Raw genomic sequence first — 23777 nt, forward strand, 5'->3', positions numbered from 1 at the left:
ATCAATTTGCTAGTATATTGAAATATAATAATATGATAATACAATATTGGAATTAAGAATTAAAATCCCACTCACTAAAATCAAAAACTTCATCTAAGCCAAAATCTATCTCTTCGTTGGCTTGAATATACTGCTGCTGAAGACTATATTTTGTATTACTAAGCCCAAAGATCTTTAAAATATCATCTGGTATCGGTTGTGTTGCATAAGTTTCAAGTTGCTTATAATATTGATAATCCGATATGTTTTCTGGTTTTGCAGGTAGTGGGGCAGGTTTAAGAGCAGTACTTAAATCTATAGAGTTGTTACTAGAATATTCTTTCTCACCATTTCTTATAAAATCAATAATAAAACGATTGATCCTATCCGTATCTAAACATTCAGTATTGAGGGTTACATATACACCAATGCTAGATCTATATTTAGTATTAAGCTCAATTTTTTCATTAACAGATACTTGGCTAGTTAACTCTTCAGTTCTTTTAGAAATCCACTCAGATCTTCGCATATTATCAAATTGAGGATACTTTTGGTCACTTAACTCCATTTTGTAATAGCTTTTACCATTTTCAACAAAATGTTTAAAAACAGGATCTTCTAGTTCAGGATTATAAAGAACTATTTCATAAGCTTCATTATGTGCTAATTGCCCAGATTTTTCATCTATTGCAACTATTGCATTACGAATAGCACATGAATATATCTTGGTTTTATCTTTGCTTAAGAATGATATATCTATCCAACTAGAATCGGGGGGTACATGATGATAGGTTGCGAACAGTCTACCATAATCTCTGTATGCTTTAGCTATATCATTTTTTAGATTTTGCCGAAGATTTTTTCTTATATTTTTAGATTTCTCTAAAAAACTCTTTGCTTTCATTTATGACTCTAATTGAGGATAGCTCGTCATATCTCCTCTTTTACATATTGTATTAGTATTATTATCTCTAAGCATTATCGTAATGTCTAAATTATGTAAGCCTTTGTCTCTATCAAGTTGTGCGTAATATTGCTCAGCCTTAGCAGATTTAGAGAAATGTCTAGTATATTCATCAAGATTATTTTTGGTAACATTATTACAAATAAATACTGTAAAGTTCTTACCTCTTGAATAATCTTCATTGAACTTTATTCTATGAAGTATTTTAAGATCTTTAATTTTTCTTATTGTTTCTTTAGAAATATCACTATCACAGTTTTGGGATAACTGATTACTATAGTCCTCAAATAAATCCATAATTCTTTTATATTGCAGTGCTTTAGTCAATTGTTTATCTTTATGTAAAAGGATTTTAAATTTACTATTATGATAATAAAAATAATCATCTGTAAAATCTAATCTAGAAGTATTCTTTATATTTTCATTATTTAAGTATTTTTTTATGCTATTAACTTCTTTAGATGATAAGTTTATTGTCATCATTCCACAGTCGATTAGTTTCTCATCACTGTCGAAATACCACTCAATTAGATTCCTTTCTGAAATTTCAAAATACATTTTCTTTAAAAAAATATTGTAATACAATGAATTTTATTTATAACTTAGAAGTTAGTCAAGGACTTTTTGTACTAGCTTGTAAATATGATATTTTGTGAATTTAAAATCTACTCTGGACTTTTAGCTCTTTACGAATTTCATAAACAATAATAAAATAGACAGGCAACAAAATGATGTTGCATAACTCTATTTTAGATATTGGCATAAACCAACATGATAGAACATATATTCCTAATAAAAAGAATTTAATATATTTGACTAGTTTCATAATTATAGAAAAAAAATAATGCTCAGTACAGTGATTGAAATAAGTATACTAATATTATAAAAAAAGATTAAGCCTTTCCTAAGGATTTGATAAATGTTTTTAAGTTAAACAAACTTTTCAACACTTTTTTATTTTCTAAGTTAATTTAAAAATTCTTTGATATTAAGTTGAGTAATTAACTAATCTATCAATAACTAACCTCAAGGAGTAAATCATTAATTATAATCTTATTATTAATAATTTCATGTTTAATTAATTTATTCATTTTCACAGCGGCTAAATCAGCATAGTCAGCATACCTATCATTACTAATGATATAAGTTGTATTATCATCAGAGGCTATACGAACTATTGTTTCATCAGCTAACTGTTTTGATGCAACTGGATGGACTTTAACAGTTTTATCAAATTGTTGAGCTATTTCTTTGTCTCCAGCTTTAAGGATTTTTCTAATCTGCGAATCAAATATAACTGTTACATCATAAGACTTAGCTAGCTCTTTTGTTAGCGGCATTAGAGCTTTTAGACCTATAAAGTTTGATTTATCACGACCCTTTTCGTAGCACATGTTGTTCCCATCTATAATAAGTTTTTTGATAGGACGAGCAAGCTTAGCAGATATATCATCTAGCTTAGTTTTGATTTTATCAGTATCTCTTTGTAATCTATTTATGCTACGAGTCTCATCACTGATAATCTTTCTAGGATTACTATAACCTAATGCTTTTTCACAATCACTATGAGCTATTGCTCTATCTCTACCATTACGAGCATTATCAAGTCTTCGTTGATATTTTTCAGCTTCTACGATTCTTATTTTGTGATTATTTATTAAAAGAGCCTTTTCTTCAAGGATTTTTAGTTTTGGTTCAATTAGTTTGTTAAGAGAATCTTTACGCTGTTTTAGCTCTTCAATTGATGTTATTATTTTTTTTAATTTTGATTTATTGTAGCTTAAACTTGACTTAGTTTTTATTATATCAAATTTTTTGTACTTCTTAATATCTGTCTCAGCTTGTTTATATTGCTCTGAAGTATCTTGTAGTTTAGCATCGAGCTTATTTATATTTGCTAAAACACTTTTAAGCTGTTTTTTTAAACAATCTTTTTGTTTTTTATAGTTTTTTTGTTCAATACTAAACCAGTTTTTAGGGTTTAACATTGATTTTATGTTCTTTGATACGTTTGTTATATCTTTCTCTAAAGAATCTTTATAAGATGTTTTTTCTTCAAGGTTTAGATTTAGCTGATTAGTTTTGTTTTTTAGTGTGTGGAAATTATTCTGCAAACTTTCTATACTTTGATTAGCATACCAGTCTAAACTTTTCTTTAGCTGTTCGATTAGCTCTGTTGTTTTGATTTTATTGTTTATTTGTTTATCTAATTGATCATCTATAGCTGTCTTCCACATTGATACTAAAAATTGATTAAATTTAATTTAGTTTACATAGAGATAATTATGATTTCTATACCAAATTTACAAAATTTACAGTTGACATTATAATACTGTAATACAATAATTACTGAATATTAACAGTACTTCATTATCTCAATGTTTGGTTTTTTTAGGAAAAATAAGTATAAAAAAAATAAAATCAAGAAAATAGCTTTCGTTGATTATGAAAACTTTCATAACTTAGAGCTAATTTTAAAAGCTAAGTTTGACTTAGTAAAACTCTTTGTTGGCTATCATCAAGACAAAGTATTAATGCCTGCTTTAGAAGTAAGTACAAACATTGAAATTATTAAAGTAACAAAATGCGATAAAAATAGTCTTGATTGTATACTTTCTGCTGAATGCGGTATTTTTTTTGAAAAATATAAAAAAATCCAAGATACTATAAATATTTTTATTTTTAGTTCTGACAAAGGATTTGATGCCTTAATTTCTAAATATAAAAATTTTAACATTAAAAGAATTGCTAAAGAATATATTTCTAAAAACTTTATAGAGGAAACCAAGAAACAAATAAGTAATCTTGAGTATGTATATAAATTAATGCTTTCAGATAAATTTAGAACAGCTCAAATTAGAAAATCAAGAAGTCAAAAAGCTAAAGACTTACTAATTGACTATCTAGAAAAATACTATTACAAAGACTTAGATGTTAAAAATTTTGTAGAATATCTTTCACTAAATAAAGCAATAGGATTCTCTAATGACAATGGCTGTCCTGTTTTTGATGATAATAGACTAAAAACTGTAATCGATAATTATCTACATTTTTTATCAAGCAAACTATTTTAATATGGAAATATAATGTCTAAACTTATTAGCAATTCACAGCAACTAATCAATAAAATTCAAGAGGTATCAACTTTAGAAGAGTTAGATCCATATATTGAAGCTAGTGATAAAGAACTTTCTCAAATTTCTGAAAATCAGAATATTGAACTCTACAAAAATATTTGTTGGGGATTAGGTTTTTTACTGGTTTTGCTTCTTCCTACTTTTTTGAATATTGATGCTGGTGGATTAGCTATAATTGTAAGTGTTGGTCTTGTTTTAGGAATAATTGTAGTCTATGTAACTAAGATCCAGCCATACGTAGAGGAACTAAATAAAATTAGTTATATAATTTTTTCAAAAGTTATGAGCTTTAAATATCACTTCAAACCTATAGAAAGTCTAAAAAAAGAGTTTTTAGTAGATACTTTTGGACTTAATACAGGAGATAGAAGTTATGGTATAGAGTCACAAGCTCGATTAATATATAAAGACTCTAGACAGTTTCATTTTGAATACTTTTACTATACAAAAGAAGAGACAAGCACAACAGATACAGATGGTAATATCAAAAGAGAAACTACAACCACTAAACATAATATTTATGGATTTATAATTAATGGTCATGAACTACCATGCTTTACTATTAGCAGAAAATCATCACTAATAACAAAGCTTATTAGGTCAATAATTTCTGAAACCACATATCAGCCTGTATCTGTAGATTTTAGAAAAAACTTTTATATTAATTCAGGTAGATCTATAGATTTAGCAAAACTATTTACACCAAGAAATACTGAGAAGATCACACAGCTAGCTCCTGATTTAAATAGTGTACTTAGTGTAGTAGTATCACAAAAATATATCTGTGCTATTAGCAGTAAGCCAATAGTTGATCTTAGACCAAAATATTTACTCAATAAAAAAGATCAATTTAAAAATTATTTAAAAAACTTAAACTTTCCTTGTTATGATGCACTTAACAAAATGATATATGATATTTGGCAAGGTAATGAAAAGAATTTAACTACTGAGGAAAAAACATGATTTTAGTAATATTTTTTTTAGTGATTATGATGATTGTAATGATTGTTTATAATGGAATTATAAGAGCTGAAAATATGGCAAAAAGAGGTTGGAGTGATATCATAACTTATGAACGAAACCGCCTTGAAGTAATTCCTAAGCTTGAAAGTATTGTAAAAGAGTATAAACAGTATGAACAAAGTTTACTTACAAATATAACTAAAATAAGACAGCAAATAGCTTCGCTAGACAGTGACAACATAGATATAAAAATGCTTAAAGATATACAAAACAATATATCAAAAATTGATCCTAAAATTATATTACAAGCAGAAAACTATCCAGAACTAGTATCTAGTCAATTATACAAGCAATTAATGCATGATTGGAAAGATACACAAGAGAATGTTACAGCTGCAATAAGCGCATATAATCAAACAGTACAGGTTTTTAATGATAAAATTATGGAATTTCCTGGTGTACTTATCAATCGCGCATTATTACAAAGAAATAAGTTAGATGTATTTGAAGATTCAAAAGTTTCTAATAACTTCTTATCTTACAAGCCTAACTTTCATAGCTAATTATTATACAGATGATAAAGAAATATTTGAAGAAACAAACTAAGTCAACCACAACTTTGTTAAAACCTCAAAGAGTAGTGTGGACAGAACATTTTTATCCAAAAATAATTACACATCAAAAATCAATAATTAGAAAAACACACGCTGATTATCAGTTAGCAAAAGCAGGAAACAATGAAGCAGCTATGAAAATAGCTATTGATATGTTATCTGCTAATGCAATCATGACGCTAAATAAAATAATTGGTAATAAAAATATAATACTGTTACCTATATCTTCATTAGAAGAAGTAGGGGTAAATAAAATCCCTAGAGCTTTAGCAAATTTATTGTCAGACTACCTTGATTGTGATGTAGATACATCTATTTATCAAATTAACTCACCACAAAGAACAGGTAAAAACCCAAGTTATAGAATGAAAAATCAACCGTTATTTATTGGTGAAGTTATAAAAAACCAAGATTATATTTTAGTAGATGATCACTCAAGTATGGGAGCCACATTTGCTAATTTAATAGGTTATATAGAAACTAATGGAGGACGAGTAATAGCTACTACAGCTATATCTGCTCGTGTTGAGAATATTGCAATTAATAATAAAGCAATTAATAAATCAAAACAAAATATTGCTACGAAACATTTTGAGAAAGTATTAAGTAGTATAATAAGACAAGAGGTTGGTTATGAGTTTGATTATAAAAGACTCACAAAAGCAGAGTTGGGATATCTTACCCAACGGATTATTAAGCAAAGAAAGTCTGATAAAGTTAAAAAAAATACATCAGCAATCAGATGAGCAGATGACTGTTTATAAAAAAACTGAAGAGTTTAAAAACTATAGTAAAGAAAAAATAAATCACCTAAAAGAAGAGCTTTTAAGAGAAGGGTAGTTTCATAAATGAATATATCGATTATAATTCAACAAAGGCATAAGGAATACATCAAAAATAATAAAACTTCTATTGAGAAATTAAATATATACAAAAATATATTTGATACTTGTGAGTTACAAACATTACAAAAATATTTATGTTGGTTTGAGGCTCTTCATAATAGGGAGATCCCTGCTTTCACAGAAGGACAAAACCTATTTATTGATGTTGCAAATAACGTTAAAGAACCAATTACTGATTATGAAAAACTTTATCGCAAATATTTGCTTGCAAATCAAGAGCATAAAGTTTGTGAAGCAATATCTAGAGCATTTCAAGACCATGAAATAGAGATTTTAGTCGAAAATATGAATGTTTATTTTGCAGCATATAATAATATTGTTAATGCAACAACACCATCTCTAGAGCAATTCTGTAAAGCTTGTGAATCAAGAAATCAGTCCATAATTCAATGTGATATTGCTAAAATATGTTTTTTATACTGGAAAAAGTACCATCAGCGACAAAGTTTATTAGAATCTGAAACTATTAACCAAGATTTGCATATCATGAAGCAAATATAATAACTAAAGATGATTATAAAATATACTCATCAAGCAACATCTAAACAGCACCATCATAGTTACTACTAAAACCAATATTTCTAACTTCTAAAAACATCTAACTTTGCTAATCCATAAGTACCTAGATAATCACCGTATAGTTTTAGTTAATGTGATGACTAAAATAAGCTCTTCGTTTGTATTTTTTGACTAATACCTTTTATCACTGTAATACACCAAACCAGTTTGCCAATACCATATAAAATCAAGGTTTTGCCTGTGAGTTCCACCATGATTTTCTATGTTTTGTAATTGGCTGTCCTTCAAGCTGTTGTAACAGTGAAAGCAAAAGGAGCAAAAAATGACAACAAACTACGAGCCTCAAATTTATATCGCGTGTTTAGCAAGCTATAACAATGGTATCCTATACGGTAAATGGATTGACGCAAACCAAGATGTTTCTGCTTTAGAAGAAGAAATCCAAGAGATTTTAGCAGATTCACCTATGCCAGATGCTGAAGAATGGGCAATACATGATTATGAAGATTTTGATAATTTAGGTTTGTCAGAGTATGAAAGCTTAGAGACTATTTCTCAAGTAGCTCAAAACATTGTAGAACATGGTAAGCTTTTCATAGAAGCTTATAAATACACCAATCATCTTGATGAAGCTATCGAAATGATAAACGATCGTTTCATAGGCTTATATGACTCAGTTGAAGACTATGCAGAAGAAACTACGGATATTTCATCAGTTCCAGAATATCTACGATACTATATCGACTTTGAATCACTAGCTCGTGATATTGAACTATCAGGTGATATCACAACTTTTGCAGTTGATAATCAAGTAGCTGTTTTCTTTTAAAATATCTTATATCTTTTTATTTTTTATCTAGGTTCTGTGCACAAAAATAAATTCTCATCGAAGCCAAATAAAAGTACAAGCTAATTTAATCATACCCAGATATGCTGAAATGGTTTTATCAAACCTAGAAAATACTCTTCTAAAATGCTTAATTTTAGAAAAGAAATTCTCAATCAAATGTCTTTCTTTGTATATTTGAATATCAAAATCTATAGGGTTTATAGTATTTGATTTGCAGGGAATAACAGCTTCAGAGGATATATTTTGAATATGTTCTCTAATTTCATTAGAGTGATATGCTCTATCAGCGATAACTTTTGTATTATATACCTTCTGTAGTAGGTCTATTGCCACTTTACTATCATGAGTTTTACCTTCTGACAGTAATACTTCCAGCGGGTTGCCTAAAGCATCGGTCATAGCATGAATCTTGGTGGTTACTCCACCAACTGATCTACCAATTGCTTGGTTATCATTCTTGTCATATCCTGTAGCACAGGCATGTGCTCTTGCTATCGTTGAGTCAAGCATAACTTCTTGTAAATCAGGATTTTGCACTGACTTAAATAATTTAGAGAATATGTCTTTATCACTCCAATCCTTAAAACGCTTATGTATTGATCTATATTTACCATAATAAAATGGTAACATTCTCCATTGGCAGCCTGTACGTAATACATAAAATACTGCTTCAATAAACAATCTTAATTTGTCTTCATCATTGGTATGTATACCTTTTTGTGATTTTAAGAATAATAAAATACTTGACCAGAATACTTCTTTTATATGATAATGCATTTGCTAAACCCTTGGTATTTATTGTCTTTCAACTTCTAAATAACAACGGTTTAGCTATTTTCAATCTAATTTAGCTTTTTTTGTGCACAGAACCTAGCTAAACTACAAGTAAAAACTCATTAAAAAGCTATTTTTAAATGAAAAGCAAAAGTGATTACAATAAAACTCTTGATAGGCTTCTAATAATTTTAAACTATCTAAATAATAACCCAAACGGTTATACATCAAGTGAGCTAGCATCAGAGTTAAATGTTTCTATAAGAACTATTCAACGAGATTTATCTGAGAGATTATCAGCATTTCCAATATATAAAGAAGCTCGAAAATGGAGATTTGTTAAAGGCTATGATTTGAATAATAATATGAGTACAAAGGATGCCTTAATATTATCTATCATTGATAAATTTGCAGAAAATATCGGAGGTGATTTTAATAAAACTACTAAGAGAATTTTATCAAATGTAACTAATACAAATATTAGTTCAATATATACTAAGCTAAACATCGAAGATATCTCTGATATTGCTTTTCAAGTATCTGAGATTGAGCATGCTATAGATAAAAAGCAAATTTTAAAATGTACATATAGAGTAGATAATGCTAGTTATGAAGTTGAGCTAAAACCCTTGAAGATAGTTAATTATGATGGATATTGGTATTTATTATCCTTGAGTGAAAATATCATCAAAAAGTATTATTTAAAGAATATATCCAATGTTCAAAAAACAAATATAAATTTTGATATTTCTACCAATATTGACCAACAATTAGATAAGTCACTATCTATTTGGTTTGGCAATTCAAATAAATACTTTAAGGTTAGGCTACTTATCAGATCTGATATTATTAAGTATTTTGAGAGACTACCTATTTCAAAATCACAAAAGATTGAAAAAATACATCAAAATGGAGATGTCGAGCTTTCGTTAAGTATTAGTCATGAAATGGAAATTTTACCAATAATAAAAAAATGGCTACCAAAAATAGATATTTTAGAACCAGTTTTTCTTAGAGATAAGCTTATTAGTGATATGAAAGAATATTTGAAATCTCAAAAAATGTGACAACATGCTGTCATATTACGATGTTATAGTAACATGTAAAATAACTAAAAAGTTAATCAGAAGTGAAAGAAAAAAATCCAATAGAGTTAATTATAAGATATCCAATCAGTCAAAAAGAATTTTTCTTGTCTGAAATAAAAGAACTACTTCCCATAAAAGACATAATAAAAGATTATGTAGATAATATTGATCTTACGAGTTATACAAATATATCTGCTAAGAAATTTTTACAGCATGAGTATATGAATATATCTAGATATGTTGGTAAGTTAAATGTGTCATATAATAAAGAAAGTGTCTCTAAGTATATATTTTCAGCGATTCTGACAGAAGTTGTTTTAAATATTCAAGAATTAATAGGTATGTACCATAAGCATACTTTTGATGAAAATCTTATAAAGATTAATTCAGCCCCAATATCTGAAAAAGAAACTCAACTTTTTAAAGAATATGATAATTTCATACTTACATATGTTTCTTTATTTGTTCATTTTTTCCTAAAGATGAAGAAAAAATATATACCAGCTCTTGAATGGCATGAATATAATCAAGATATTTATCCAATCAAAGATATTGAATATAAAGAGATAGTTTTTGAGCCAAATAAACTTGAGAATATATGCATAGAAAATCATTTTTTGGATAATGATAATCTGGAAAACAATACTATTCCTAAAGTTATATATGGGTATCATACAAAAGTCATGTGTGAAATATTTCAAGATAACTGGGGTAAGAACCGTTTTTCTAGAGAAATATTTGATTATTTTGATATGAATATAAGTAAATTTATTCTGAAGAGAAGCGAGTTAAGCCGACCGGCTAAACTAACTTTTTCAGTAAATCCTAAATCTAAGAAACAATTTAAAAATCTTGAAATTAGAGAGCTAAGAAATATAATTTTCTCATTACTGCTTTGCTATTGTAACTATGCAAAAGTATACATAAATTTCTATGAAGCAGATAAGTTAAAAAAGAAACTTAATGATGGAAAGTATGAAAAAGGAGCAACAACTGATATTGAAGTCGCAAAACTAGAGTATGTTTTAGAGTATTTAAAATCCCTCAAAGACGGTAAAGACATTCAAGATAAAATATTTACATTTAACTCTCATGATATATCAGGTGTAACAAACCCTTTTGCTACAGATAATAAAGATGCTATTTATGATGACAGACTTCCTAAATCAAACATAAAATCACAAAATGCATTTATTCAACACTCAATGGGCATTGCTGGCAATATAGAATTATCTATTACTGAGTATAGAAATGAGTTATCAAAACTAAGTATATTTCAAAAGTATAAAACAAAAAAAACATCTGAGTTATATGAAGAATTCTATACTGAATCAAATGAACTACAAGAAAATAAAGAACTCTTAACAGAACAGTTAAATGACTTTTGGATTGATCAAGGTCATCTTTATATGCTGGTAGTATTTATATATGATGAAATATTTAATAGTATGAATGTTCCGTGTTTTATATCAAAGTTAATTGATATCAAATCAAAAAGACGAGATAGGTACTTAGCTAATATTACCGCCAGATTCAACTACGACTATTGCCGTTGGCTATCTTATGCAGCAGATATTTATGGTCTCGAACAAGATCAAAAAGCCATATAGAATAAGCTTTATATAGACATATTTTCTTAAAAGAATTAATATAAATCTTGTAGCAAAAATTTATATCTATCAATATAGGGTTTGTATAATGAGTAATAATAATTTCAATGAAGATTCTAGGGTTAAAATACCAGCATTATTACATCTTATAAGGCTGGGGTATAAGTACTTATCATTGAAAGATAACTCTTGGGATAAACAAACAAATATCTTTAAAGATATTTTTATTGATAGTCTAAAAAAGATAAACAACTCTATAGAACTTAATAATGATGATATAAATAGAATATTTGATGATATATCTCTACTTCTTGAGAATGATGACTTAGGAGAGGCTTTTTACAATAGATTAACTGAAAAATCAGGAATTAAACTTATTGATTTTGAGTGTTTTGAAAACAATAGTTTTCATGTTGTAACGGAATTACCATGTAAAAATGGTGAAGATGAATTTAGACCAGATATTACGCTATTAATAAATGGTATGCCTTTAGTTTTTCTTGAAGTCAAAAAGCCAAATAATAGAGATGGTGTCATAGCTGAGAGAAATAGATTAGAAACTAGATTTCAAAATAAAGCTTTTAAGAAATTTATAAATATCACTCAGTTGATGATTTTTTCAAATAATATGGAATATGATAATGAATCATCAGAGCCTATAGAAGGAGCATTTTATGCTACACCGTCTTATTCAAAACCATCTTTTAATTATTTCAGAGAAGAGGAGCAACTTAACTTAAGCAAGTTATTATCACCACATGATGATAATATTGAAAATTTTGTACTAAGAGATACAAATTATACAGCTATAAAACATAGTGCAGAATTTATTACAAATAAAGATCCGCAAACTCCGACTAATAGGCTTTCTACATCGTTATTATCTAAAGATAGGCTAGCATTTATTTTAAGATATTCAATTGCTTATGTAAGAGGTAAATCTATTGAAAAGCATGTTATGAGATATCCTCAGATATTTGCAACTAAAGCGATTGAAAATAAACTTAATGAAGGTATCAAAAAAGGAATTATTTGGCATACTCAAGGAAGTGGTAAAACAGCTCTTACTTATTATAATGTTAGGCACTTGACAGACTATTTCCAAAATAAAAAAGTCATTCCAAAGTTCTATTTTATAGTTGATAGATTAGATTTATTACAACAGGCTCATAGAGAGTTTACTAGTCGAGGTTTGACAGTTCATACAATAAGCTCTAAAGAAGATTTTGTCAAAGATATTAAAAATAATATCGCCGTACATAATGATAGTGGCAAAAATGAAATAACCGTAGTAAATATCCATAAGTTTAAAGATGATCCAAGCGTTATATCTAGAAATGACTATGATATAAGTATTCAAAGAGTTTACTTTTTAGATGAAGTGCATAGAAGTTATAACCCTCAAGGTAGTTTCTTAGCAAATTTAAATGAATCTGACTCTAATGCTATAAAAATTGGTTTAACAGGTACACCATTATTAGGAGATGATTATAATTCAAAATCTCTATTTGGTGATTATATCCATAAGTACTACTATAATGCTTCTATAGCAGATGGTTATACTCTAAGGCTTATTAGAGAAGATGTTGAAACAAGTTATAAACTAGCTTTAGAAGAAGCATTAAAAGAGATTGAAATATTACAAGGTGATCTAGATAGAACCGAACTATATGCTCATGAAAAATTTGTCTCGCCAATGCTAGACTATATCATTAATGATTTTGAAAGAAGCCGTGTTGCTACAGGTGATAGCACTATCGGTGGTATGGTTATTTGCGACAGCTCAAAACAAGCTAAACAAATGTTTGAAATTTTTAATGAAAAATATGCTAATAGATCCAGCTCAAATAAAAAAACTGTAAAAACAGCAAAGCTTATTCTCCATGATATTGGTAGTAAAGAAGAAAGAAAACAGATGGTCGAAGACTTCAAAGAAGGCAAAATTGACTTTCTTTTTGTTTTTAATATGCTTTTGACAGGTTTTGATGCAAAGAGATTAAAAAAACTCTATATAGGCAGAGTTCTAAGAAAGCATAATTTATTACAAGCACTTACTAGAGTTAATAGAACATACAAAGATTTTAGATATGGTTATGTAGTTGATTTTGCAGATATTAAGAGTGAATTTGATGCTACTAACAAAGCCTATTTTGATGAATTGCAAAGTGAGTTGGGTAATGAGTTTGAACACTACTCAAATCTTTTCAAATCAAAAGAAGAGATAGAGAGTGAAATAGTAGATATTAAAGATGTACTATTCAGATTTGAAACACAAAATGCTGAAATTTTTAGACAGCAAATAGATCAGATAAATGATGCAAGCAAAATGCAAGAGGTCGTAAAAGTTCTAGGTCATGCTAAAAACCTATATAATCTTATTAGACTATTTGGGCACTATGATTTACTTGAAAAACTAGATTTTGCAAAACTAACTCAACTATATAGAGAAGCTAATAATAGGCTTGCAACTATTAATCTAAGAGCTAAACTAAACTCTGGAAATATAGATACAAAAACACTTCTTAACTCGGCTTTAGAAGATGTAATCTTTTCTTTTAAAAAAGTTGGTGAAGAAGAGCTTGTAATAGCAGATAAATTAAAAAATGCTTTAAAGAAAACTAGAGAGGCATTAGCTAGCAATCTTGATAAAAAAGATCCTGAGTTTATAACTCTAAAAGATGAATTAGAAAGACTTTTTAAAAAGAAAAATCTCAGTGAGATTTCGCAAGACGATATGATTAAGAACATAGCAGAGCTTGATGATATACACGCTAAGATAAAAGAGCTAAATCGTCAAAATGAGTTATTAAAAATCAAATATCAAAATGATGATAAATATGTACGCCTGCACAAGAGATTATTAGAAAATGGCAAAATCTCACAAAAAGAGTCGCAGATATATGAAGCTCTAGTTGGGGTTAAGCATGATATAGATGAAAAAGTAATAGCTAACTCAAGTATGCTAAATAATGAGGATTATTTTGGTAGACTTATGTCTCCTAATATAGTTAGTAGATTTTATAAAGAACAAAAAATCAAGCTAACACCAGAAACAATAAAATATATAAATAATTTAGTAGTCAAAGAATATATTGATGAATTTAATGGAGTATCAACTTGGTAGTAGAATTCGAACAAAGAACAAAACAGTTAATTGATGATCTCAAAAGTACTTGTGCTCATTATGGTCTTGGTAATGATGGTAATGAGTTTAAAATCATCACCCAGATTTTTTTATATAAATTTTTAAATGATAAGTTTGCGTATCAGCTAAAACAAATTGATGAAAATATAGCAAAGGCTGATAAGTGGGAAGAGGTTTATACAAATCTAAGTGATGATGATCGAGAAATGCTAGCTCTATCTCTAGGTGCAGATGTAGCTATTTTAGAGCCGAAACAATTAATTTCTTATCTTTTCAGACATCAAAATGAAGCAAATTTTCATAATCTCTTTGATGATGCTTTAAGAGGTGTAGCAAAAATAAACAATGATGTTTTTGCCGTCAAAGATGAAGATGGTGCAAAAACAACATTGTTTGAGAAAGATGGTTTAAGTAATCTTATTTCAGATACAGATTCAAAGAAAGATAGTTTTTGTAAAGCTGTTATAAATAAAGTAGCAGGCTTTAGTTTTGAGTATATATTTGACCAAAAGTTTGATTTCTTTGCGACTATATTTGAATATCTAATCAAAGATTATAATACAAATAGTGGTGGTAAATATGCCGAGTACTATACACCTCATGCAGTAGCAAAAATTATGGCTAAGATATTAGTAAAAGAAGATGTGCAAAATGTATCTTGTTATGATCCATCGGCAGGTTCTGGCACACTACTAATGAATATAGCTCACGCTATAGGCGAAGATAAGTGTACTATCTACTCTCAAGATATTTCTCGGAAATCATCAAGTCTTTTGAGACTAAATCTTATTTTAAACAATCTTGTTCATTCTATTTCTAATATTATTCAAGGAAATACAATACTTCATCCATTCCATAAAGATGGAGCAGAACTTAAAAAATTTGATTATATTGTATCTAATCCACCATTTAAGATGGACTTCTCTGATTTTAGAGATGATATAGATACTAAAGAAAATAACGATAGATTTTTTGCAGGGATTCCAAAAACTCCAGCTAAGAAAAAAGAAGGAATGGCTATATATAGTCTATTTTTACAACATATAATTTATAGCCTAAAAAAAGGCGGTAAAGCAGCTGTTGTAGTGCCTACTGGATTTATCACAGCTCAAAGTGGTATAGATAAGAAAATAAGACAATATTTGATAGATAATAAAATGCTAGGTGGCGTAGTATCTATGCCTAGCAATATCTTTGCAACTACTGGAACTAATGTATCTATAGTATTTATAGATGACTCAAACAAAGATGATGTTGTACTTATAGATGCTTCAAATCTTGGTAAAACTATCAAAGAAGGCAAAAATCAAAAAACAGTTTTACAACCTGAAGAAGAAAAACAAATTATAGATACTTTTAATAATAAAGAAGTGGTAGATGATTTCTCGGTTGTTGTGTCTTATGATGATATCAAAGCTAAAAACTATAGCTTCTCAGCAGGTCAATATTTTGATGTCAAGATTGAGTATGTTGATATTACCAAAGATGAGTTTGATGCTAAGATGAAAAGTTTTAATGACAATCTAAACACTATGTTCGCAGAGTCAAATGAACTTGAAGATGAAATAAAAAATCATCTATTGGGGTTTATATATGAGTAATACATTATTCATAAAAGATATTGCAAAGGTTACAAATGGCAAAAGTGATGTTAAAGATGCTATAGAAGATGGTAAGTATTTATTTTTTGATAGATCTTCAATAGTTAAAAAAAGTAATATATATTTATTCGATACTGAGGCAATAATTATACCTGGTGAAGATTCAAGACAGATATTTGAACCTAAGTATTTTAATGGAAAATTTAATTTACATCAAAGATGCTATGTGATTTATGGCTTTAATGATAGTTTTTTACCAAAATATTTATTTTACAAACTAAAAACTTTGACTAAACATTTTAGAAACGTTAACGTTGGAAGTACAGTTCCATCTCTTAGATTAGATCATATTACAGATTTAAAAATCGATTTTCCTACCTCTGAGGAACAACAAAAAATTGCAAAAGTCCTATCATCCCTAGATGCAAAAATAGAACTAAACAACAAAATCAATAAAGAACTAGAAGCTATGGCTAAGACTCTTTATGACTATTGGTTTGTACAGTTTGATTTTCCAGATGAAGACGGTAAGCCGTATAAATCATCAGGCGGTAAGATGGTTTATAATCAAGAGCTAAAAAAAGAGATTCCAGAGGGTTGGGAGGTTAAAGAATTAGAAAAGATTTCAAACATTATGGCTGGAGGAGATAAGCCAAAGCAATTTTCTCCAGTAGAAACTACAAACTTTTCAATTCCTATATATTCAAATGGTATAGAAAACGAAGGGCTGTATGGATTTACAAATAAGGCAAGAGTACTATTACCTAGTATAACAATATCCGCAAGAGGAACAATTGGATATACATGCATAAGATTTAAACCTTATTTGCCTATTGTAAGATTAATTTCAATAACTCCAAAAAGTGATAACCAAATCGTATATTTTTATCAATCAATAAAAACACTAGTTTTTGAAAATTCAGGCTCAGTACAACAACAATTAACAGTTCCTCAAGTTTCAAAATTAAAAGTAATTATTCCTCCAGAGAAGTATTTAAATAAATATGAGGAAGTAGGAAGTTTGCTATTTAATAAAATTGAAAATAATAAACAACAAAACCAAGAACTAGCAAAACTTAGAGATTGGCTTTTACCTATGCTTATGAATGGACAAGTTAAGGTTGCTTGATTGGTATGAGAGTTGTTTTATAAGTTAAGAGAGATTTGATAATGATAAATATTCCTCAAATAATTGAATATATACAAAAAGCAAAACAATTTAAAGAAGCTTTGAACACTGACTCTTTTAATATTGAAAGTATAATTCATGAACAAGAACTATCTAGCTATCATACAAATAAAAAGAACTATAATGATAATTTAGAAAAAATTAAAGAGTGTAATTTTAATAGTATTATAAGTGACCTTAATACAATTCAAAAAGATTATACGAATCCAAAAATATCAGATAACTATAAAAATGTTACAGAAGGATTATTAGCTCAAATATTAGAATCAGAAAAATCATTCCTAGATAATCTAATTCTAATCATTAACGGTGATCAAGCTAATATTAAAATTTATAATTTGAGTACGAATTTAATAATTCTAAGAAGTAGGTTACAAAAATTAAAAGAAAACATAGACATAATAATATCATTAGATTTAATAAAAGAAATTAATCAAAATTTAATACTTATAGGAGCAAATGGCTCTGGGAAAAGTACATTTTCACGAAATATAAAACAAAAAATAAATTCTAACTATAAGAATAATACGACTATTGTTATTCCAGCTCAAAGAACTTTTTTCATTGATAATAATAGTGCTATACCTTTAATTGGAAAAGCACAACCAGAGCTATACAAAACTCAAAAGCAAGATAAGTTATTTAAAAACTATAAGGAACAAAACTTTTTATACTCTGACTTTCAGAACTTAATAAATTATCTAATTGCTGAGTATCAAAAGGTTGCTCATAATACCCATAAAGGATTATCTAAAGAATCTTCTATATTAGAAAAAACTATAGGAATATGGGAAAGTTTAATTAATCATATAAAGTTAGAATATGATGGACAAGGAAGTATTAAAGCTAAAAGTAAGCTCAACTATTCATCATATAATTTTATTGAACTAAGTGATGGTGAGAAATGTATTTTTTATTGTATAGCTAATGTACTGACCGTAGAGGAGAATGGTTATGTAATAGTTGATGAGCCTGAAAATCATCTCAATATGAACATAGTCAATAAACTATGGGATAAATTAGAAGAAATCAGACCAGACTGTCAGTTTATTTATCTAACACATACTCCAAATTTTGCAACAGCTAGGAATAATGCAAAAATATATTGGGTCAAAAAATATTTAGCTCCATCTACTTGGGATTATACGGAGATAACCGATAATAATGGAAAATTATCAAAAGAATTAGTTGTTGAGCTTGTTGGCAGTAAAAAGCCTATATTATTTTGTGAAGGTAATGATAGAACAAGTGCTGATTATAAGCTTTATTCAATTTTATTTGGTGATTATACTGTTGTACCAGCAGGCGGGCACAAACAGGCGATTGCTTACTGTAAAGCCTTTAATCAACAAAAAAAGATTTTTGATAATGAGGCAATTGCTATAATTGATAAAGATTTTTATTCGGATGCAAGAATATTAGCATGGAAAGATGATTCTATTTACGTTTTAGATGTGATGGAGGTAGAAAACTTACTTTGTGACACTCATATTCTTGAGTTTATCTCAAATGAGGTTAAAGCTGAGCCTGGAGATCTAGAAAATGCCAAATTAGAGCTCTTTAAGAAAATTGAGGAAACAAAAGATCATCAATCTAGAGAGTGTATGGATCATCAAATCAAAGAGATTCTAACAGATGCTCTCCATACAGCTAAAGATATAAATAGGGTTAAAGATGAAATTGTTGAAAATATTAATAATAAAATTAATCCTAAAAAGTTTTATGATGCGCATCTAGAATTATTGGATAAAATCATTGCTGAGCAAAACTATGATGAGGCATTAAAGCATTACAATAACAAAGGTATGCTAGGTTTCGTTGGTAATAAAATTATTACAAATTATAAAAACAGAGTTTTTAGATTTATTAGAGATGATGAAAAGCTACAACATAAAATCAGAACTAAATATTTTGCTGAGATACCAAGCTACTTGGAAAGTCACGCTGTCACGGCTAAATAGGGTGAACCTAAGAGTTTTTTAGATTATCTATCCAGTCAGCATATACTTGCATTATTTTAGCTCTCTCACCAAGTTTATCTGCGAAATTATAGCTAGCTCTAGATCTGTTTTTATCACTATGAGCTAGTACAAGCTCTATAGCTAACTCACTGAAATGATGTTGCTCTTGTAGCTCATGAATTGCCGTACTATATATATGTCTAAAGCCATGTAATGTTTGCTTAGGCTTATCAATTCCATTATAACCCATTAGCCTAATAGCCTTACCAAGCGATTCATAAGAAATATGACCAGTCCTATCTCTATAAAACGATGGGAATATATATTCACTGTCATAACTTTCTGCTCTAAGATTCTCAAGTATCTGTTTAGCTTGTTTTGATAAGCAAACAATATGATCTTTACGCATTTTCATTACCTCAGCAGGTATTATTATTCTAGATTTATCAGCATCATATTGATCCCACTTGAGAGATACTATTTCTTTTGGTCGTAATACTATATATGGTAGTAGCATTAGAGCATGTTTAATTACAGTCGTTCCTTTATCATAGCTGTCTAGATCTATTAGTAACGCTTTAAGCTGTTTTTTATTGTGTAATGGACTTATATGAGACATGGGCTTAGCTTGATACTTGGGCAAGGCATCAGATAGCTCATTAGCAGGGCTATGTTCTATCAAGTCTTTGTATATAGCAGTTCTAAAAATACCTTTTAGAGCTGATAATGTTTTTTTCCTTGTTGCTCCTTTATCAGCTAGAAGCCATAGTAATTCTATACAATCTTTTCTTTTTACTGATTTGACACTTCTACTACCAATTTGTGGGATAATATGATTATTTATAACATTAGTCATTTTTTTGATAAAATCTGGAGTACGGTTATTAGATTCTTGAAATAGAATATATTCTCTAGCCATATCCGCTACGGTTATTTTTACTGGTTTTTCAGTTTTGACTTCTAAATCTTCACCACTAGCAATTTTTTTCTTTAATTCTAGGTTTTTAATTTTAGCATCATCAATTTTGATATTGTCAAAAGATCCATGACAAAACCATTTTCTTTTTTTGTCGATAGTATATCGAGATTGCCATGTTTTTTTACCATTTATATCTACTCTAAGATAGAGTCCGTCTCCTATAGACCTTTTATACTCCTTATCTTCAGCTTTTAAGTCTTCAATATGCTCATCTTTTGTAATCTTTTTAGGTGCTGTTTTTTCTTTTGCAATTGTCATAATTGGTATACATAATTTTTAGAACTGATTTAGTATACCTTTTTGTATACCCTAAGTCCAGAATTTGGCTGGATATGTCAAGACTTGCTAAGAGCATAAAATCCTATGAAAGCATTTATTTTATTATGTTTTAGGATTTGATGGGAATGAATGAGAAGAGTTTGTGGTACTCGCAACTGGATTCGAACCAGTGACCCCTACCATGTCAAGGTAGTACTCTAACCAACTGAGCTATGCGAGTATGTAAGACGATATTATAGTTTCATATCTCCTAAAATCAATACTATTTATTAATAAAGTAACTATTTTTGACTAATCTAATTTATATAATCTTATAAATAATTTAATATATAGCTATATTAATAGATATTTTAAGTTATTTTATGAATGCTGCTAAATTCAAAAATATTCTTAGTACTGGTTACTGGAGTGATTTTTATGTCTATCCAATAGCTACAATTATATTTTTTTGCTATGGCTTATATACACTTAATTTTAATATAAAAACTGTAGCTGTATTATTTATAATTGGTATTATTCTTGGATCATTTATTGAGTATTTTATTCATAGAGTGCTTTTTCATCATTGTCCTGTATTTAAAGAGCTTCATCGACTACATCATGATAAGCCAATTGAGCTTATAGGTAGTCCTACATATGTATCTTTGCCTGTGTATACGGTCTGTGTTTTTATGCCATTATGTATTATTACTGCTAATATAGCCTATGCTAGTATCATTTTTAGTGCCTTTTTGTTAGATCTACTACTATATTTTATAGTTCATCATACGACACATCATGTTAGATCAAAGAAAGGGTCAGTATTGCACTGGTACAAGATACATCATGCGATGCATCATACTAATCCAAATGTAAATTTTTCAGTGGCATTTCCTATTTGGGATATTATCTTTCGTACTAAGCAAAAAAAATAACTTTCCTAATACTAATTGTTATTTATATTAATTAATATATTATTTAAGCCATATCTCTATAAATTATATTTTCTATGCAAAAATACACATTTTTTGTTAGTTGCGCAAAGGGCATCGAACTACTGTTAAAAGACGAATTACTTAGATTAAATATCACATCATATGAAAAACTAGCTGGTGTTGAATTTGAAGGAACACTAGAACAAGCTTACAAAGTTTGTATATATTCACACTTAGCAAGCCAAGTTATGCTAAAAATAGCTACTGAGAAAGTTACTGATCAGCAAAGCTTATATGACTTTATATCTTCGATAAACTGGCTGAGTTACTTTGATGTAGATAAATCTTTTAAAATCATAATTTCTGGTAAGCACTATGATTTTAACAATACTATGTTTGTCTCACAAAAAACAAAAGATGCTATTGTTGATCAATTTCGTAGAGAGACAAACCAACGTCCAGATATCGATACTGAAAACCCAAGTAATGTAATCAAACTTCATTTACATAAACAGTTTGTAAATGTGTTTTTATGTTTAAATATCGATAGCTTACATAAGCGTAGCTATAGACAATTCCAGGGTCAAGCTCCTCTTAAAGAATCTCTAGCAGCTGCTATACTTTTAAAAGCAGGGTGGTTAGATGAGCTAAAAAAAGATCAACCTATACTTATAGATCCTATGTGTGGTTCAGGGACTATCCTTATCGAAGCTGCACTTATGGCAAAAAATACTGCTCCTATTCTATTGAATAAAGAATTCAAAATATTTGATTCAAAAATTTATGACGAAATTCTTTGGGAAAACCTTATAAATGAAGCAAAGAAAGTTCAAATATCAACTAATGCAATCATACAAGGTTATGATATTGATAATAATGTATTAGATAAGGCAGAGAAAAATATTTATCAAGCTGATGTTGATGATGTTATAAACATCAAACGCAGAGATATTCGAGATCTTGAAAATGAGTTTGATAGTGAAGGATTAATAGTTACAAATCCTCCATATGGTGAGAGATTATATGGTGATCAACTTGATGAACTTTTAGATATTTTTAATGGCTTTGGTGATAGATTATCTCAGGATTTTCATGGTTGGAAAGTAGCTATTCTTACAAGCTTTGCTGACTCAATCAAAGAAATGCAACTTCGTACTACAAAACGCAATAAGTTCTATAATGGTGCTATTGAAACAACTCTTTATCAATTTGATATAAATGAGCATGCAAAGTTTAAGCATGAAAGTCAACTTGAAAAAAATATCCGTATAGCAGAAGCAAGTGCACAAAAATCTGAAGAACATATAGATTTTTCAAATAAGCTTAAAAAGAATATTAAAAGTTTAAAACCATGGTTAAAACAAGCTGGAGTTGAGTGTTATCGTTTGTATGATGCGGATATTCCAACTTTTGCGGTTGCTGTAGATATATATGGTGAGCACGTGTTTTTACAAGAATATCGTGCTGATGCAACTATAGATCAAAATATTGCTAAACAAAGATTCTATCAAGCTATCTACCAGATACATAATACTTTAGGTATTGCTTATGAAAATATTCATACTCGCGTGCGTCAACGTCAAAAAGGTAAAAAGCAATATCAAAAAGAAAATGATAAAAATAATTTTCATGTAATAAATGAATTTGATGCTAAGTTTTATGTAAATTTTGATGATTATTTAGATACTGGAATTTTTCTAGATCATCGTAAGATTAGACAACTAGTTGCTAAAGCAGCTAAAAATAAAACTTTACTGAATCTTTTCAGCTATACTTGTACAGCTAGTGTTCATAGTGCTTTAAAAGGCGCTAAAACAACTAGCGTAGATATGTCTAATACATATTTAGAGTGGGGTAAAAACAACTTTACGCTAAATAATATCGATCATAAAAAGCATAACTTTATCCAAGCTGATTGTATTGGTTGGTTAAAAGCTAATACTGAGAAGTTTGATGTAATATTCTTAGATCCACCAACTTTCTCAAATTCAAAACGTATGGATGATATTTTAGATGTTCAAAGAGATCATGAGCTACTTATAAATCTGGCTATGGATTCACTTAAGAAGGATGGAGTACTATATTTTTCAAATAACTATAGACGCTTTAAAATTTCTCAAGAAATCATTGATAAGTTCAGCTGTGAAAATATTGATAAAAAATGTCTTTCAAGAGACTTCCTGTCTAATAAAAATATTCATAATTGTTGGGAGATTAAATATAAATAATATCTAAGCATTAATAGTTTAGCCAATATTATCTATATATGGTAAAATCAAGCTAGCATAAATACTATTTAATAAACA

Annotated in this window: 19 protein-coding genes and 1 tRNA gene; 14 read left to right on the forward strand and 6 right to left on the reverse strand. The window is 28.5% G+C overall.

Features of this window, described 5'->3' with window-relative positions; genetic code table 11:
- Positions 1-52: 52 nt before the first annotated feature.
- From FIP56_RS05385 to FIP56_RS05395, 3 genes are all read right to left on the reverse strand, one after another.
- Positions 53-883 (reverse strand): hypothetical protein, encoded by an 831-nt coding sequence (locus tag FIP56_RS05385; protein WP_192577920.1) that lies wholly within the window; start codon positions 881-883, stop codon positions 53-55.
- A complete protein-coding gene (locus FIP56_RS05390) occupies positions 884-1501 on the reverse strand; it encodes a hypothetical protein (protein ID WP_192577921.1) in 618 nt (205 codons plus the stop codon). It lies immediately after the preceding gene.
- A 455-nt stretch (positions 1502-1956) separates the two neighbouring features.
- On the reverse strand, positions 1957-3180 hold the full coding sequence (locus tag FIP56_RS05395; protein WP_192577922.1) for a hypothetical protein: 1224 nt from the start codon (positions 3178-3180) through the stop codon (positions 1957-1959).
- Between the two features lie 141 nt (positions 3181-3321).
- Between FIP56_RS05395 and FIP56_RS05400 the strand changes: the two genes are divergently transcribed.
- The 6 genes from FIP56_RS05400 (at position 3322) to FIP56_RS05425 (ending at position 7910) form a co-directional block, all read left to right on the forward strand.
- Positions 3322-4017, forward strand: a complete 696-nt coding sequence (locus FIP56_RS05400) for a PIN domain-containing protein (RefSeq protein WP_192577923.1) — start codon at positions 3322-3324, stop codon at positions 4015-4017.
- A 12-nt stretch (positions 4018-4029) separates the two neighbouring features.
- Entirely contained in the window at positions 4030-5043 is a 1014-nt protein-coding gene (locus tag FIP56_RS05405) for a hypothetical protein (protein WP_192577924.1), read from the forward strand.
- Positions 5040-5606 (forward strand): LemA family protein, encoded by a 567-nt coding sequence (locus FIP56_RS05410; RefSeq protein ID WP_192577925.1) that lies wholly within the window; start codon positions 5040-5042, stop codon positions 5604-5606. The genes FIP56_RS05405 and FIP56_RS05410 overlap by 4 nt, the downstream gene beginning before the upstream one ends.
- An 11-nt stretch (positions 5607-5617) precedes the next feature.
- Entirely contained in the window at positions 5618-6403 is a 786-nt protein-coding gene (locus FIP56_RS05415) for a phosphoribosyltransferase (RefSeq protein ID WP_192577926.1), read from the forward strand.
- A gap of 102 nt (positions 6404-6505) precedes the next feature.
- Positions 6506-7063: a hypothetical protein gene (locus tag FIP56_RS05420; RefSeq protein ID WP_192577927.1), complete on the forward strand. Its 558-nt coding sequence runs from the start codon at positions 6506-6508 to the stop codon at positions 7061-7063.
- 340 nt (positions 7064-7403) lie between these two features.
- Positions 7404-7910 carry an antirestriction protein ArdA gene (locus FIP56_RS05425; protein WP_192577928.1) on the forward strand — a complete coding sequence of 169 codons (507 nt, stop codon included), beginning with the start codon at positions 7404-7406 and terminating at the stop codon, positions 7908-7910.
- Positions 7911-7964: 54 nt separating this feature from the next.
- On the opposite strand, the gene FIP56_RS05430 is transcribed toward FIP56_RS05425, so the two are convergent.
- Positions 7965-8708, reverse strand: a complete 744-nt coding sequence (locus tag FIP56_RS05430) for an IS5 family transposase (RefSeq protein ID WP_192576991.1) — start codon at positions 8706-8708, stop codon at positions 7965-7967.
- A gap of 137 nt (positions 8709-8845) precedes the next feature.
- Between FIP56_RS05430 and FIP56_RS05435 the strand changes: the two genes are divergently transcribed.
- From FIP56_RS05435 to FIP56_RS05460, 6 genes are all read left to right on the forward strand, one after another.
- On the forward strand, positions 8846-9772 hold the full coding sequence (locus FIP56_RS05435; RefSeq protein ID WP_192577929.1) for a transcriptional regulator: 927 nt from the start codon (positions 8846-8848) through the stop codon (positions 9770-9772).
- Positions 9773-9834: 62 nt separating this feature from the next.
- Positions 9835-11403: a hypothetical protein gene (locus FIP56_RS05440; RefSeq protein ID WP_192577930.1), complete on the forward strand. Its 1569-nt coding sequence runs from the start codon at positions 9835-9837 to the stop codon at positions 11401-11403.
- 88 nt (positions 11404-11491) lie between these two features.
- Positions 11492-14527, forward strand: coding sequence for a DEAD/DEAH box helicase family protein (locus FIP56_RS05445; protein WP_192577931.1), 3036 nt, complete (start codon positions 11492-11494; stop codon positions 14525-14527).
- Complete coding sequence (locus tag FIP56_RS05450) at positions 14521-16149, forward strand: class I SAM-dependent DNA methyltransferase (protein ID WP_192577932.1); 1629 nt, start codon at positions 14521-14523, stop codon at positions 16147-16149. Before FIP56_RS05445 ends, FIP56_RS05450 begins: the two co-directional genes overlap by 7 nt.
- Positions 16142-17278, forward strand: coding sequence for a restriction endonuclease subunit S (locus tag FIP56_RS05455; protein ID WP_192577933.1), 1137 nt, complete (start codon positions 16142-16144; stop codon positions 17276-17278). Before FIP56_RS05450 ends, FIP56_RS05455 begins: the two co-directional genes overlap by 8 nt.
- Before the next feature lie 41 nt (positions 17279-17319).
- Positions 17320-19299, forward strand: a complete 1980-nt coding sequence (locus FIP56_RS05460) for a DUF4435 domain-containing protein (RefSeq protein WP_192577934.1) — start codon at positions 17320-17322, stop codon at positions 19297-19299.
- Positions 19300-19306: 7 nt separating this feature from the next.
- Here FIP56_RS05460 and FIP56_RS05465 read toward each other — a convergent pair whose 3' ends face one another.
- On the reverse strand, positions 19307-20536 hold the full coding sequence (locus FIP56_RS05465; protein WP_192577935.1) for a site-specific integrase: 1230 nt from the start codon (positions 20534-20536) through the stop codon (positions 19307-19309).
- 164 nt (positions 20537-20700) lie between these two features.
- A tRNA-Val gene (locus FIP56_RS05470) sits at positions 20701-20777 on the reverse strand.
- Positions 20778-20919: 142 nt separating this feature from the next.
- On the opposite strand from FIP56_RS05470, the gene FIP56_RS05475 reads away from it, so the two are divergent.
- Entirely contained in the window at positions 20920-21471 is a 552-nt protein-coding gene (locus FIP56_RS05475) for a sterol desaturase family protein (protein ID WP_192577936.1), read from the forward strand.
- Positions 21472-21545: 74 nt separating this feature from the next.
- The gene (rlmKL, locus tag FIP56_RS05480) at positions 21546-23699 is read left to right on the forward strand and encodes a bifunctional 23S rRNA (guanine(2069)-N(7))-methyltransferase RlmK/23S rRNA (guanine(2445)-N(2))-methyltransferase RlmL (RefSeq protein WP_192577937.1); all 2154 of its coding nucleotides are present in this window, start codon (positions 21546-21548) and stop codon (positions 23697-23699) included.
- The last annotated feature ends 78 nt before the right edge of the window (positions 23700-23777 follow it).

It is taken from the genome of Francisella sp. LA112445, assembly GCF_012224145.1.
Classification (GTDB): Bacteria; Pseudomonadota; Gammaproteobacteria; order Francisellales; family Francisellaceae; genus Francisella.